The following is a 12851-nucleotide window of genomic DNA, read 5'->3' as shown; positions in this document are numbered from 1 at the left end:
TCGAGGCTGTGTGTGAGTACACACTCTCTCTGACACCCTCTCCCACATTTGATCAGTGTTTGCAGGTCTTAATAGCCGTTGCTGCCGTAATCGACCGTAAAAGCGAAGCCTTTGACTCGCTCCACCCCCGTTTCCAACCGTCCGTCGGCATGCAGGCGCAGCCAGCGATACCCCGGCGCTTGCTCGCTGACCTTGAATTCTTCACTGCCCGGCGCGAACTGGATGCAGGTGGACGGCGAGGCCAGCAACCGCACGCCGTTGCGCTCGCGATCGATTTCCTGATGCACATGCCCCCACAGTAGCGCCTTGACCTGCGGGAAGCGGTCAAGCACGGCGAACAGCGCCTCGGGATTGCGCAGGCCGATCGGTTCCATCCACGCACACCCGATGGACACCGGATGATGATGCAGGCACACAAGGTGATGGCGGCTCGGCGCTTCGCTCAGGGCCTGGGCGAGCAATTGCAGCTGCGAATCCTGCAGGTAACCGGGCACCGAACCCGGTACGGCGGAATCCAGCAGGGTGATGCGCCAATTGCCCACGTCCACCACAGGTTCGAGCAGGTCGCTCTGCACAGCAGCATGGGCCATAACCTGCGGCTCGTCATGATTGCCTGGGATCCAGCGCGTCGGCGCGCCGATGGGCGCGGTCATGTCACGAAATAGCTGATACGACGCCAACGTGCCGTCCTGGGACAAGTCGCCCGTCGCCAGCACCAGGTCAATACCCGGCTGTTGCTCGTGCACCAGGTCGATCACTCGTTGCAGGCTTTCACGGGTGTTCATGCCCAGCAGCGTGCCGTCCGCTTCGGCAAACAGATGGCTGTCGGACAATTGCACCAACAATGCAGCATCAGGGTTTATGGTGGGTACGCGAGGCAAGGCGCTCTCCCTGGCAATCACAGGCTTGGATAATTTGACGATTATGCTGGGGCAGGACTCAAAGAGGAAACCTGAGAAAACAGGCTCAGTTCACATCTAGCGCACAACTTCAAATTCGTGGCCCAGGGCCAGGCAGTGGCTCAGCCATTCGCCGAGGAACACATTGAGCTGTGCTTTTTCATCCGGCTGATGCATGAACACATTCGGGTAAGGATAGATGCTGCGAAAGCGTCGCGCATGTTCGGCACTGATCACTTCGGCCATACGCGCGTCGTGGTACACCTGCACTTCAAGTTGCGGCACCGGCAGCCAGGGCAGGCTGTGTTCCTGGCGCACGCGCAGGGTGGTGGTGTACGGGCAATTGACGATGACTTCCAGGGTCAGCACGCCGAGCATCTGGTCGCCATGGGTCACGGCGATACGCCGCGCCTCGGGGGCGTGACGCATATCGGGAAGCAGGCGCATCAGCCGCGCATAGTTGGCCTCGCAGGCGGCTTGCAGCCCGATCAGGTCTACTCGATAACGTTCCCGTGCCTTTACTGCCATAACCCCCTCACTTCCGCGCGATTAAGCGCAAGCCATTGCAGGGCGATGATGCTGGCTGCATTGGAAATTTTGCCGTCGCGCACCGCCTGAAAGGCATCTTCGAATGCCCAGACGGTGACGCGGATATCTTCTGCCTCTTCTTCCAATCCATGGATGCCACCAGCGCCCGCGCTGTCGCAACGGCCCAGGTACAGGTGGACAAATTCGGTACTGCCGCCGGGCGACGGGAAGTACTTGGTGATCGGCCACAGCGCGGAGAATGTCAACCCAGCTTCCTCCTCGGCCTCGCGGTGTGCAACCTCCTCCGGTTGCTCGTCCTTGTCAATCAGGCCAGCGACCATTTCTACCAACCAGGGGTTGTCGGCACGCCCCATGGCGCCGACGCGGAACTGTTCGATCAGCACCACCTCGTCACGTTGCGGGTCGTAGGGCAGCACGCACACGGCGTCATGGCGAACGAACACTTCGCGGCTGATCACGCGGCTCATGCCACCGTCGAATTTCTCGTGGCGCAGCTGCACGCGATCGAGCTTGTAGAAGCCCTTGTAGGCATTGTCACGCTGAACAATCTCAATCTTGTTCGGCGTCGACTTCGCGTTGTCCGTCATAGTGTCCCTCGTTAAGCTCGTGCAATGGGCGCCATCCTAACGCGCCGATGCCCGTTGATGCAGCCCCTTTCCGGTTGCCGGGACCGGCGGCGGACGTCAAACTCCCCACCATCAGTCTAGTGGCGAACTGACTGCCTTGTTGGCAGTCCAAGCGCTACTCTTTTCGCTTTCCATCGATTTACGAAGGACACACATGTCGCTTTTAAAAATCGCCTCCATGGCCTGTATTGCCTTGACCCTGGGTGCTTGCCAGAGTCTGTTCCAACCCGGCCAGCTCAAGCCGCTGGACGTGACGACCGACAAGTCGGAACAGATCAAACCTGGCTGCAATAGCCCGGACTGCCCCCTGGTGAACATCGATACCGTGCACTTCCCCGCCGACCCGCAACTCGACAGCCTGGTCGAACAGCGCCTGCTGCAGATGACCCGCACCACGCCCGGCGCCAGTGTGCCTGCGACGCTCAATGCTTATCGAGACAAGTTCCTGCGCGAATCGGCAGACCGCCACAGCATGTATTTGCAAGCCAAGGTACGTGAGCAACATGACGCACTGGTGATCGTTGAAGTGTCCAGCTACCTCGACACTGGCGTGGCCCATGGTGAGCCTGGCCGTGGCTTCATCAACTACTCGCGCCTGCTGCACAAGGAACTGAGCCTGGCCGACATGCTGCTGCCGGGCCAGGAGCAGGCATTCTGGAACACCGCGAAAGTTGCGCATAACAGTTGGTTGATCAACACCAAAATGGACCGCGACCCGGAGTTCCTGAAGAACTGGCCTTTCCAGAAAACCCCGAACGTGGCCTTGACCAGTGGTGGTGTCGTGCTCAAGTACAACGTCGCCACCATCGCCCCTTACGCACAGGGGCTGATCGAAATCACCCTCCCCTATACGCGCCTCACCGGCGTGATCAAGCCTGAGCTGATGCCGGCACGCCGTTGATCGGTTGACGCTTCAAGGGTGTTATTGCAGAGGGCGATTGGGTGTTTGTCGGATCGCTATCGCGGGCAAGCCCGACTCCCACAGGGGACCGGCGGTGAACACAAAATCTGTGTACCACTCGGCCAACTGTGGGAGCCGGGCTTGCCCGCGATGACGGCGGTGCAGACACCGCCGCCTAGGGATCAGACCTTCTTGTAGAGCTGACTGCCTTCGCGCTTGAACCGCTCCGCCTGCTCGGCCAAGCCCTTGGCCACGTCCACATCCACCGCTTCAATACGCTGGTTGGCCGCATACTCACGCACTTCGTGAGTCACCTTCATCGAACAGAATTTCGGCCCGCACATGGAGCAGAAATGCGCGACCTTGGCCGACTCCTTCGGCAGCGTCTCGTCGTGGAATGCCCGTGCGGTATCCGGGTCCAGTCCGAGGTTGAACTGGTCTTCCCAGCGGAATTCGAAGCGCGCCTTGCTCAGGGCGTTATCGCGAATCTGCGCGCCAGGGTGGCCTTTGGCAAGGTCGGCCGCGTGGGCCGCAATCTTGTAGGTGATGATCCCGGTCTTCACGTCATCCTTGTTCGGCAGCCCCAAGTGCTCCTTGGGCGTGACGTAGCAGAGCATGGCGCAACCGAACCAGCCGATCATCGCCGCACCGATACCCGAGGTGATGTGGTCGTAGCCCGGCGCAATATCAGTGGTCAGCGGGCCGAGGGTGTAGAACGGCGCCTCGTCGCAGCACTCCAACTGCTTCTCCATGTTCTCTTTGATCAGTTGCATCGGCACATGGCCGGGGCCTTCGATCATGGTTTGCACGTCGTGCTTCCAGGCGATCTTGGTCAACTCGCCCAGAGTCTCCAGCTCACCGAATTGCGCAGCGTCGTTGGCATCGGCCACCGACCCCGGGCGCAGGCCATCCCCCAGGGAGAAGCTGACGTCATAAGCCTTCATGATTTCGCAGATTTCTTCGAAATGCGTGTAGGCGAAGTTTTCCTTGTGGTGGGCCAGGCACCACTTGGCCATGATCGCGCCGCCACGGCTGACAATGCCGGTCACGCGGTTGGCAGTCAGCGGTACGTAACGCAGCAACACGCCGGCGTGGATGGTGAAATAGTCCACACCCTGCTCGGCTTGCTCGATCAGGGTGTCGCGGAACAACTCCCAGGTCAGGTCCTCGGCCACGCCGTCGACTTTTTCCAGGGCCTGGTAGATCGGCACGGTACCAATTGGTACGGGCGAGTTACGGATGATCCATTCGCGGGTTTCGTGAATATGTTTGCCGGTGGACAAGTCCATGATGTTGTCCGAACCCCAGCGGATACCCCAGGTCATTTTCGCCACTTCTTCTTCAATGGACGAACCCAAGGCGCTGTTGCCGATATTGCCGTTGATCTTCACCAGGAAGTTACGGCCGATGATCATCGGTTCCAGCTCGGTGTGGTTGATGTTGGCCGGGATAATTGCGCGGCCGCGGGCGATTTCTTCGCGCACGAATTCAGGCGTGATGATTTTCGGAATGCTGGCACCAAAGCTGTGCCCGGCATGTTGTTGCTTGAGCAGGCCGGCTGCACGTGCTTCTTCGAGCTTCATGTTTTCGCGGATGGCCACGTATTCCATCTCGGGCGTAATGATGCCTTTTCGTGCGTAGTGCATCTGGCTGACGTTGGCGCCGGCCTTGGCCCGACGCGGGTTTTGCAGGTGGGCAAAGCGCAGGTAGGCCAGGTCCGGGTTATCCAGGCGTTCCTGGCCGTATTTGGAACTCAGGCAGGACAACCGCTCGGTATCGCCCCGCTCTTCGATCCACGGCGAGCGCACATCAGCCAGGCCTTTGCGCACATCGATGATGACGTTGGGGTCGGTATAGGGGCCGGAGGTGTCGTAGACCACCACAGGGGCGTTGATTTCGCCGCCAAACTCGGTGGGGGTCACGTCCAGGCTGATTTCCCGCATCGGCACGCGAATATCCGGGCGGGAGCCCTGCACGTAGATTTTCTGCGAGCGGGTAAACGGCTGCACGGAGCCGGAGTCGACCTTGGCCGATTCACTCAGGTGCACGGTATTTTTGGGTTTTGTATTTTTTATCTCAGTGCTCATCACGGGCTCTCCAACTGATCCAGGCGGTGGATGTTTGTCGGAGCGAACCTGTGACGGACGGACGCACTGGAACCAGTGCTGTGCTTGGCGCACGAGGGCTGTTCGATTGTCGAACAACATCCCGGACGAAGCACAAGAGGACTCGCCGGGTGACGAGAAATCTTGTTCCCTACGCAGGCGCTAACCTGATCAGGTTCAACGGGATCCGGTATTTACCGATCTCAGCCTTCCAACAAGGCACCCCGACAAGAACGCGGCCAGTCTAGACCATGGCGTGGGCAAATTGCCAATAGCGGTGCATTCAGCATGATGAATGGCGTGATCGTGGGATTGTTGTGCGCAGGCCCGGCCACTACACTCGGGCACTGCTTCAAGGCTTGACGCCAGGAATGGCCAGCCTTAGCCTTGAGCGCTAAATTATAGTCGTAATATTAAAATTAGGGATCGCCTCATGCTGCGCAAACTCTCACTGGCTGTTGCCGTGTCTTGTGCGACCAACGGACTGGTCTGGGCAGCTGAAGCGCCCTTGTCCACCAACACCGATCTGGTCAGCGTCTATCAGGAAGCGGCGAGCAACAACGCCGACCTGGCCGCTGCCCGTGCGCAGTACGGCGCGCAAAAAGAAGTGGTGCCCCAGGCCCGCGCAGGTTTGCTGCCGAATCTGTCGGCCGGTGCCGACAGCAATAACGTGCGTACCCAGATCGATCAACCGGCCGCCACGGCCAACCGTGACGCCCACTCCTGGCGCGCGACCCTGAGCCAGCCGCTGTTCCGTGCCGACCGCTGGTTCCAGCTGCAAGCCGCGCAAGCGGTCAATGAGCAAGCCTCGCTGCAACTGTCGGCCTCCGAGCAGAACCTGATTTTGCAAAGTGCCGAAAGCTACTTCGCCGTACTGCGCGCCCAGGACAACCTGGCGTCGACCAAAGCCGAAGAAAATGCCTTCAAGCGCCAGCTCGACCAGTCCAACGAACGCTTCGATGTGGGCCTGTCGGACAAGACCGATGTACTGCAATCCCAGGCCAGCTACGATACCGCCCGGGCCAACCGCATCCTGGCCCAGCGTCAGGTGGACGACGCTTTCGAAGCGCTGATTACCCTGACCAACCGCCAATACAACTCGATCCAGGGCATTGTCCATACGCTGCCCGTGCTGCCGCCGGCGCCGAACGACGCCAAGGCCTGGGTCGAAACCGCCGGGCGTCAGAACCTCAACCTGCTGGCCAGCAATTACGCAGTAACCGCCGCCGAAGAAACCCTCAGGCAGCGCAAGGCCGGCCACTTGCCGACCCTCGATGCGGTTGCGCAATACGAAAAAGGCGACAACGACGCCCTGGGCTTCAGCAACCCGAATCAGCTGCCTATCCCGTACGGTGGCGATGTGTCGCAACGCACCATCGGCTTGCGGTTGAACATCCCGATCTACAGCGGCGGCCTCACCAGTTCGCAAGTGCGCGAATCCTATTCACGCCTGGACCAGTCCGAGCAACAACGTGAAGGCCTGCGCCGCCAGGTGGTGGAAAACACGCGCAACCTGCACCGCGCAGTGAACACCGACGTGGAACAGGTACAGGCACGCCGCCAGTCGATCATCTCCAACCAGAGCGCGGTGGAAGCCACGGAAATCGGCTATCAGGTGGGCACGCGCAACATCGTCGATGTGCTGGACTCACAGCGCCAGTTGTACGCGTCGGTGCGTAACTACAACAACAGCCGCTACGACTACATCCTCGACAACCTGCGTCTGAAACAGGCCGCCGGCACGCTGAACCCTGGAGACCTGCAAGACCTGGCGCGCTACCTCAAGGCCGACTACAACCCGGACAAGGACTTCCTGCCGCCGGACCTGGCCAAAGCCGCTGCCGAACAGCTCAAGGCCCGCCCCGGCTATTAAGCGCACCCCCGAACCCATGTGGGAGCTGGCTTGCCTGCGATGCAGACACCTCGGTACATCTGGTACACCGAGGTGATGCTATCGCAGGCAAGCCAGCTCCTGCATTGGGTTGGTGTTGTCAGTGTTTGATCAGTCTGTCCAAGCCATCCAGTAAACGCTTTAACGCGCCCTGGTTGGCCTGCATCACCTTGAGCCCCGCCTGCGCCATCTTGCGTGCGTCCTGGGGCAATTCGAACAACTGTCGCACCGCCTCGGCCAGCCCATCGGCATCGTCCACCTCTCGCAACGCCCCGGCATCACGCATCATCGTGCTGATTTCGAGGAAGTTGAACAGGTGCGGCCCCATGATCACCGGCTTACCCAGTGCCGCCGGCTCCAGCGGGTTGTGCCCGCCGGTCGGCACCAGGCTGCCACCCACAAAGGCACTGTCGGCCAGGGCGTAGAGAAACAGCAACTCGCCCATGGTATCGCCGAGCAACACCGAGGTTTGCTCGGTGACCGGTTCGCCGCTGGAGCGACGCACCGTGGCAAACCCTTGCTGCACGCTCAGCTCGAACATCGGGCCAAAGCGCTCCTGGTGGCGCGGCACCAGAATCAGCAACGCGTTGGGATAGCTCGCCAGCAATTGGCGATGGGCCGCCAACACCACTTCGTCTTCACCTTCGTGGGTACTGGCCGCGATCCACACTGGCCGGTCGCTGGCGCCCCACTGTTCACGCAGGTCAGCAGCGCGGGCCGTCAACTGGGGGTCGACGGTCAGGTCGAACTTGATCGAGCCAGTCACTTCCACGGTTTCAGGGCGTGCGCCCAGACTGCGAAAGCGTTCGGCCTCGGTTTGCGTCTGCACGGCAAACAGGCTCATTTGCGCCAGCATCGGTGCCGTCAGCTTGGCGAAGCGGGCGTAGCCCTTGGCCGAGCGCGCCGACAACCGTGCATTGGCCAGCGCCACCGGAATACCGCGTTGGGCGCAAGCATGAATATGGTTGGGCCATAGCTCGGTCTCCATGATCACCGCCAGCTTGGGCTGCACACGGTCGAGGAAACGCTTGGCGGCGCACGGCAAGTCGTACGGCAAGTAGCAATGCTGGATGCGCGGCTCATTGGCGAACAACGCCTGGATACGCTCGGAACCGGTGGGCGTCATGCAGGTGACGGTGATCGGCAGTTGTGGATAACGCGCCAACAGCGCGCGAATCATCGGCGCGGCGGCAATGCTTTCGCCCACCGAAACGGCGTGCACCCAGATGCCGCCGGGGCGCATCACCGGCAAGCCATAGGAAAACCGTTCGCCCACGCGCTTGGCATAGGCCGGTGCCTTGCGCGCGCGCAGCCATAAACGTAAGGCCACCAACGGCAGCGCCAGGTAAAACAAACAGCTGTAGAGAGTTCTATTCATGGCGGCGGAGTTTATCGGCTTTTTCAGTCGATCGCCTGCAAGCACTCGGCAAATCGTTTGGCCAGGAAGCGGGCGGCGGGCCCCAGGTGCTCATCGCGCCGCCATACCAGCTCCACTACCAGCGCCGGCGGTGTCCATTCGCTGGCTAACTCAACCATCTGTTGCTGGTAGGTCGGGTATTGCACGATGTGCCGAGGCAGCCAGGCCCAGCCCAGGCCGCTCATCAACCATTCGGCCAACACGTAGAAACTGTCGGCGCGCCACACCAGAGGGCTGGCCGCTTCGCTGCCGGGATAGACACTGGTCTGGGTCGACATCAACAACTGTCGATGCTGGGCCAGATGCTGACACGTCACATAGGTTTCGTTGGCCAGCGGATGATTCACCCCGCACACCGTGACCATTTCCACACTGCCCACTACCCGCCGCTCAAGGGCCTCGGGGATTTGGTCGTGGTAGAACAACAATCCCAGGTCCGCCTGACGCTCCACCAGCTTGCGCGCCACATCGCCCTGGGCGGCGCTGGACAGTTGCACCTCCAGCAGCGGGTATTGCACCGCCAGCGCCTCCAGGCTATCGAGCACCGGCTGAAATAACATCGCTTCATCCTGGGCCAGGCGCAGGCAGGCTTCCTCGCCGCGGGTCAGGGACAGTGCCCGGCCGTTGAGTCGCTCGCATTGGCGCAGTACTTCACGTGCTTCCTCCAGCAAGACGCTGCCGGCTTCGGTGAGGCGTGGCTGGCGGCCGCTGCTGCGCTCGAACAGGCTGACGCCCAGGTCCGCTTCCAACAGGGCGATGCCATTGCTGACCGCCGATTGCGCCTTGCGCTGCCCGCGCGCCACGGCAGAGAACGAGCGCTGCTCGGCAACGCTGACAAACAGGCGCATCTGTTCCAGATTCCACTGCACGCTCATGGCTTGACCCATCTCCATTCCAGATAGGTAATGACTTTACCGCATCTGGCAAACGACTAGAATGCCCACCCCTGTAGGAGCGAGCTTGCTCGCGAAAAACTCACAGGCGCCGCGTTTATTCAGGAAGCGCGGGTTACCGTTGACGTTTTTCGCGAGCAAGCTCGCTCCTACAGATTTTGAAACCACACCGAGGATTACCCCAATGAATGCCGCCTATGCTTACCTGGCCATTGCCATTTGCTCGGAAGTGATCGCCACTGTCTCCATGAAGGCGGTCAAAGGCTTGAGCACACCGATCCCGCTGTTGCTGATGATCGTGGGGTATGGCGTCGCGTTCTGGATGCTCACCCTGGTGGTGCGCACCGTGCCCGTGGGCGTGGCTTACGCGGTCTGGGCCGGGCTGGGGATTGTGATGGTCAGCGTCGCGGCGTTGTTCATCTACGGGCAGAAGCTGGATGTGCCGGCGATGCTGGGCATGGGCCTGATTGTGCTGGGCGTGGTGGTGATTCAGCTGTTCTCGAAAACCGTCGGGCACTGACCGTCACTCAACAGCCTGTATACTGCGCCTCTTGTCTTGAACACTGAGGTCGCCGATGCCATCCGTTATTTCCACCGACGTTCTGATTGTCGGCGCCGGGGTTGCCGGCCTCTGGCTCAATGCGCGCCTGCGCCGCCAGGGGTTTTCCACGGTGCTGGTGGAAAGCGCCAGCCTGGGCGGCGGGCAAAGCGTGAAGTCCCAGGGGATCATTCACGGCGGTGCGAAATACGCCCTGCACGGCGCCCTCACCGGCGCCTCCGAAGCCATTGCCGATATGCCGCGCCGCTGGCGTGAAGCCCTGGCGGGTGACGGCGAGCTGGACCTGTCCGGCGTGCGCGTGTTGTCCCAGGCTCATTATCTGTGGTCCCCGGGCACGCTCGCCGGCAACCTCACCAGTTTTTTTGCCAGCAAGGCCGTGCGCGGCCGCGTCGATCAGGTCAAGGGTGAGGAGCTGCCTGCGGCCCTGCAAGACCGCCGCTTCAAGGGCAAGGTCTATCGCCTGGCGGAATTGGTGGTGGACGTGCCGAGCTTGATCGAGCGTCTGGCGCAACTGGCGGGTGACGGCTTGCTTGCGGGCCAGCACATTGAACCGTTGCTGGACGGTAATACGCTGGTGGGCCTGAAGGTCGATGGCCGCGAGATCCGTACCCAGCGTATCGTGCTGAGCGCCGGCGCCGGCACCGCGGATCTGCTCGCCGCCCTGGGCCAGAGCCAGCCGGCCATGCAAAAACGCCCGCTGCATATGATCATCGCCAAAGGCCCGGGCCTCAAACCGCTGTACGCCCACTGCCTGGGCGGCGGTACCAAGCCACGCATCACCGTCACCACCCACCCGGCCGCCGATGGCAACTGGGTATGGTACCTGGGCGGGGATATCGCCGAGGCCGATGGCGTGGCGCGTACACCTGAAGAACAAATTGCTACCGCACAGAAAGAACTGGCGCAACTGCTGCCCTGGATCGACATGAGCCAGACCCAATGGGCGACCCTGCGGGTAGAGCGCGCCGAACCGCTGCAATCGGGCCTGAGCCGCCCCGACAACGCGTTTGTGGCCGAGAACGGCCGCCTGCTGGTCGGTTGGCCGACCAAGCTGGCCCTGGCGCCGGACTTCGCCGATCGCGTCCTCCACGCCCTGGAGCGCGACGGCATCCGCCCCGGCGCCAGTACCCCACTGCCCGAGCTGCCAAAACCGTCAATCGGCCAACCCGCCTGGGAGCAACTGTTGCCATGAGCCTGCCAACCCTGCACGACCTGCATCGCCCACTGGGCAACACTGGCCTGCTGGTGTCGCCATTGGGCCTGGGCACCGTCAAGCTGGGCCGCGACCAAGGGGTTAAATACCCCAGCGGCTTTCAGATCCCTGGGGACGACGAGGCGCGAATGCTGCTGCGCCAGGCTCGCGAGCTGGGTATCAACCTGATCGACACCGCGCCCGCCTACGGCATGAGTGAAGAACGCCTGGGCCCGCTGCTGCGTGGCCAGCGCAACGACTGGGTGATTGTCAGCAAGGTCGGCGAAGAGTTTGCCGATGGGGTGTCTCATCACGATTTCAGCGCAGCCCATACGCGGATGTCGATCGAACGTAGCCTGAAACGCCTTGAAACGGATTTTATCGACCTGGTGCTGGTGCACTCCGACGGGAACGACTTGCATATCCTCAACGACTGCGAGGTATACCAGACCCTGGCCCAACTGAAGCAGGACGGCAAGATTGGCGGTTTCGGCTTCTCCGGCAAAACCGTCGAAGGCGGCATCAAGGCGCTGGAACAGGGCGATTGCGCGATGGTCACCTATAACCTCAATGAACAGGCCGAGAAAGCCGTGATCGATTACGCGACCACCCATGGCAAAGGCATCCTGGTAAAAAAAGCCCTGGCCAGCGGTCACGTGTGCCTGGAGCCAGGAATGGATCCAATTCATGCCAGTTTCCAGCTGTTGTTTGCGCAAACGGGCGTCGCCAGTGCTATTGTCGGGACCATTAATCCGCTGCACCTGGCCCATAACGTGGCAACCGCTGCCCGAGTCATCCGTCAACTCTGATGCCGCCCACGCGGCCGACCCCGTCGCACAAAGGAGCCGACATGCCGCGTACGCTCATAAGAAAGAACCCCAGCAACTTCAAGACACTGCCGCTGCACGTCGAAGCCACCCCCGAAGGCCTGAGCTACCAGAGCGTCGGTATGCCGCTCAACTTCGCCCAGACCCTGCAACGGCGCAAGCCGGTCGAGGTGCCGGACGCCGAACGCTTCGCCCTGGAACTGGCGAACCTCGGCGTTTCTGTGCGCTTGACGTTGCACTGGCAAAACAAGGATTACTGGGTGTTGGTGCGCCAGCGTCGCCAGGACCGCGGCGATGTGGTGCTCAAGCTGATCTCCGGCTACGTCCCGGCCCATGAATTGAACCTGCCGCTGCATACCGCCATACAGGAAATTGCCGAAGAGTGCCTGCTGGAGACGCCTGAAGGCTGGCTCGGCGGGCGCTTCAACGACACCTGGCTACCGGCGCCCTACTCCGCCGCCCTGCATTACCGCGAAGCCCTGCCGTTTCGTCTGAGCCCCTTGTCCGGCGCCGCACGCCCGGTACGCTGCGCCACCACGCAACTGATCGAGCGCCCACGGGCCTACGTGCACCTGCCGACGGCGTCGCTGCAATTGATCTATGACTTGCGCCTGGAAGTGCCAAAGGAAGCCAAGTCCCTCAGCTTGTTCCATGTGGATGAGCGCCTGGAAGGCGACCAACTGGTGGCGCGCCTGGATCGCCAGCGTCCGGACCTGTACCTGATGCCATTGAAAGACGGCGAGCCGTTGGCCGAACTGTATACCGTCAAGAAAGATCAGCTCTACCCGGCCAGCACACGCGGTTTGTACCTGGCCGAAAGCTTTGCCCGGCAAGAGGGCTGGCTGGTGCGCGATGAGCGGATTCGCTGGAAGGATTGGCTGCGCCAGCAAGGCCTCGCAGAACCGGAAAAGGACTCGAAGCTCAAGCGCTTGACCGGCAAGGCGCGGCAGATGCTGCGCAAGATCGTGCCGAAGAAAAACAAACTGTAGGCG

12 protein-coding genes and 1 riboswitch are annotated in these 12851 nt (G+C 61.5%); of the genes, 6 read left to right on the top strand and 6 right to left on the bottom strand.

The annotated features are described in order from the left end of the window. Window positions 1-68: 68 nt before the first annotated feature. From cpdA to TX23_RS13465, 3 genes are all read right to left on the bottom strand, one after another. Window positions 69-881: a 3',5'-cyclic-AMP phosphodiesterase gene (cpdA, locus tag TX23_RS13475; RefSeq protein WP_057702570.1), complete on the bottom strand. Its 813-nt coding sequence runs from the start codon at window positions 879-881 to the stop codon at window positions 69-71. Window positions 882-977: 96 nt separating this feature from the next. Further along, window positions 978-1427: a DUF1249 domain-containing protein gene (locus TX23_RS13470; protein WP_017138485.1), complete on the bottom strand. Its 450-nt coding sequence runs from the start codon at window positions 1425-1427 to the stop codon at window positions 978-980. Then, window positions 1418-2035 (bottom strand): NUDIX domain-containing protein, encoded by a 618-nt coding sequence (locus TX23_RS13465; protein WP_057702569.1) that lies wholly within the window; start codon window positions 2033-2035, stop codon window positions 1418-1420. The genes TX23_RS13470 and TX23_RS13465 overlap by 10 nt, the downstream gene beginning before the upstream one ends. 193 nt (window positions 2036-2228) lie before the next feature. Between TX23_RS13465 and TX23_RS13460 the strand changes: the two genes are divergently transcribed. Then, window positions 2229-2975: an RsiV family protein gene (locus TX23_RS13460; RefSeq protein ID WP_057702568.1), complete on the top strand. Its 747-nt coding sequence runs from the start codon at window positions 2229-2231 to the stop codon at window positions 2973-2975. 182 nt (window positions 2976-3157) lie between these two features. Here TX23_RS13460 and thiC read toward each other — a convergent pair whose 3' ends face one another. Continuing rightward, window positions 3158-5062, bottom strand: coding sequence for a phosphomethylpyrimidine synthase ThiC (gene thiC, locus TX23_RS13455; RefSeq protein WP_057702567.1), 1905 nt, complete (start codon window positions 5060-5062; stop codon window positions 3158-3160). 149 nt (window positions 5063-5211) lie between these two features. After that, window positions 5212-5317: riboswitch (TPP riboswitch) on the bottom strand. A gap of 196 nt (window positions 5318-5513) precedes the next feature. On the opposite strand from thiC, the gene TX23_RS13450 reads away from it, so the two are divergent. Continuing rightward, a complete protein-coding gene (locus tag TX23_RS13450) occupies window positions 5514-6953 on the top strand; it encodes a TolC family outer membrane protein (RefSeq protein ID WP_057702566.1) in 1440 nt (479 codons plus the stop codon). 118 nt (window positions 6954-7071) lie between these two features. Here the strand turns inward: TX23_RS13450 and waaA are convergent, their stop codons facing one another. Both waaA and TX23_RS13440 read right to left on the bottom strand, forming a co-directional pair. After that, entirely contained in the window at window positions 7072-8349 is a 1278-nt protein-coding gene (gene waaA, locus TX23_RS13445; protein WP_057702565.1) for a lipid IV(A) 3-deoxy-D-manno-octulosonic acid transferase, read from the bottom strand. A 23-nt stretch (window positions 8350-8372) separates the two neighbouring features. Further along, on the bottom strand, window positions 8373-9263 hold the full coding sequence (locus TX23_RS13440) for a LysR family transcriptional regulator (RefSeq protein WP_057702712.1): 891 nt from the start codon (window positions 9261-9263) through the stop codon (window positions 8373-8375). A gap of 202 nt (window positions 9264-9465) precedes the next feature. On the opposite strand from TX23_RS13440, the gene TX23_RS13435 reads away from it, so the two are divergent. From TX23_RS13435 to TX23_RS13420, 4 genes are read left to right on the top strand one after another with little or no spacing between them, the layout of a single operon-like run. Next, complete coding sequence (locus tag TX23_RS13435) at window positions 9466-9801, top strand: DMT family transporter (protein WP_057702564.1); 336 nt, start codon at window positions 9466-9468, stop codon at window positions 9799-9801. Between the two features lie 55 nt (window positions 9802-9856). Then, complete coding sequence (locus tag TX23_RS13430; RefSeq protein WP_057702563.1) at window positions 9857-11032, top strand: NAD(P)/FAD-dependent oxidoreductase; 1176 nt, start codon at window positions 9857-9859, stop codon at window positions 11030-11032. After that, window positions 11029-11841 (top strand): aldo/keto reductase, encoded by an 813-nt coding sequence (locus tag TX23_RS13425; protein ID WP_057702562.1) that lies wholly within the window; start codon window positions 11029-11031, stop codon window positions 11839-11841. Before TX23_RS13430 ends, TX23_RS13425 begins: the two co-directional genes overlap by 4 nt. A gap of 41 nt (window positions 11842-11882) precedes the next feature. Further along, window positions 11883-12848 (top strand): hypothetical protein, encoded by a 966-nt coding sequence (locus TX23_RS13420; RefSeq protein ID WP_057702561.1) that lies wholly within the window; start codon window positions 11883-11885, stop codon window positions 12846-12848. Window positions 12849-12851: the final 3 nt, after the last annotated feature.

Origin of the sequence: Pseudomonas paralactis (assembly GCF_001439735.1) — a bacterium.
Taxonomy (GTDB): Bacteria; Pseudomonadota; Gammaproteobacteria; order Pseudomonadales; family Pseudomonadaceae; genus Aquipseudomonas; species Aquipseudomonas paralactis.
The sequence above is the reverse complement of the archived record's forward strand: the minus strand, read 5'-3'. Positions and strand labels throughout refer to the sequence as shown.

What these genes read in the sequence shown, in the direction of transcription:
- TX23_RS13470 (WP_017138485.1), bottom strand. Translation starts at nt 1,427, where the DNA reads ATGGCAGTAAAGGCACGGGAACGTTATCGAGTAGACCTGATCGGGCTG.
- TX23_RS13465 (WP_057702569.1), bottom strand. Translation starts at nt 2,035, where the DNA reads ATGACGGACAACGCGAAGTCGACGCCGAACAAGATTGAGATTGTTCAG.
- TX23_RS13460 (WP_057702568.1), top strand. Translation starts at nt 2,229, where the DNA reads ATGTCGCTTTTAAAAATCGCCTCCATGGCCTGTATTGCCTTGACCCTG.
- thiC (WP_057702567.1), bottom strand. Translation starts at nt 5,062, where the DNA reads ATGAGCACTGAGATAAAAAATACAAAACCCAAAAATACCGTGCACCTG.
- TX23_RS13450 (WP_057702566.1), top strand. Translation starts at nt 5,514, where the DNA reads ATGCTGCGCAAACTCTCACTGGCTGTTGCCGTGTCTTGTGCGACCAAC.
- waaA (WP_057702565.1), bottom strand. Translation starts at nt 8,349, where the DNA reads ATGAATAGAACTCTCTACAGCTGTTTGTTTTACCTGGCGCTGCCGTTG.
- TX23_RS13440 (WP_057702712.1), bottom strand. Translation starts at nt 9,263, where the DNA reads ATGAGCGTGCAGTGGAATCTGGAACAGATGCGCCTGTTTGTCAGCGTT.
- TX23_RS13435 (WP_057702564.1), top strand. Translation starts at nt 9,466, where the DNA reads ATGAATGCCGCCTATGCTTACCTGGCCATTGCCATTTGCTCGGAAGTG.
- TX23_RS13430 (WP_057702563.1), top strand. Translation starts at nt 9,857, where the DNA reads ATGCCATCCGTTATTTCCACCGACGTTCTGATTGTCGGCGCCGGGGTT.
- TX23_RS13425 (WP_057702562.1), top strand. Translation starts at nt 11,029, where the DNA reads ATGAGCCTGCCAACCCTGCACGACCTGCATCGCCCACTGGGCAACACT.
- TX23_RS13420 (WP_057702561.1), top strand. Translation starts at nt 11,883, where the DNA reads ATGCCGCGTACGCTCATAAGAAAGAACCCCAGCAACTTCAAGACACTG.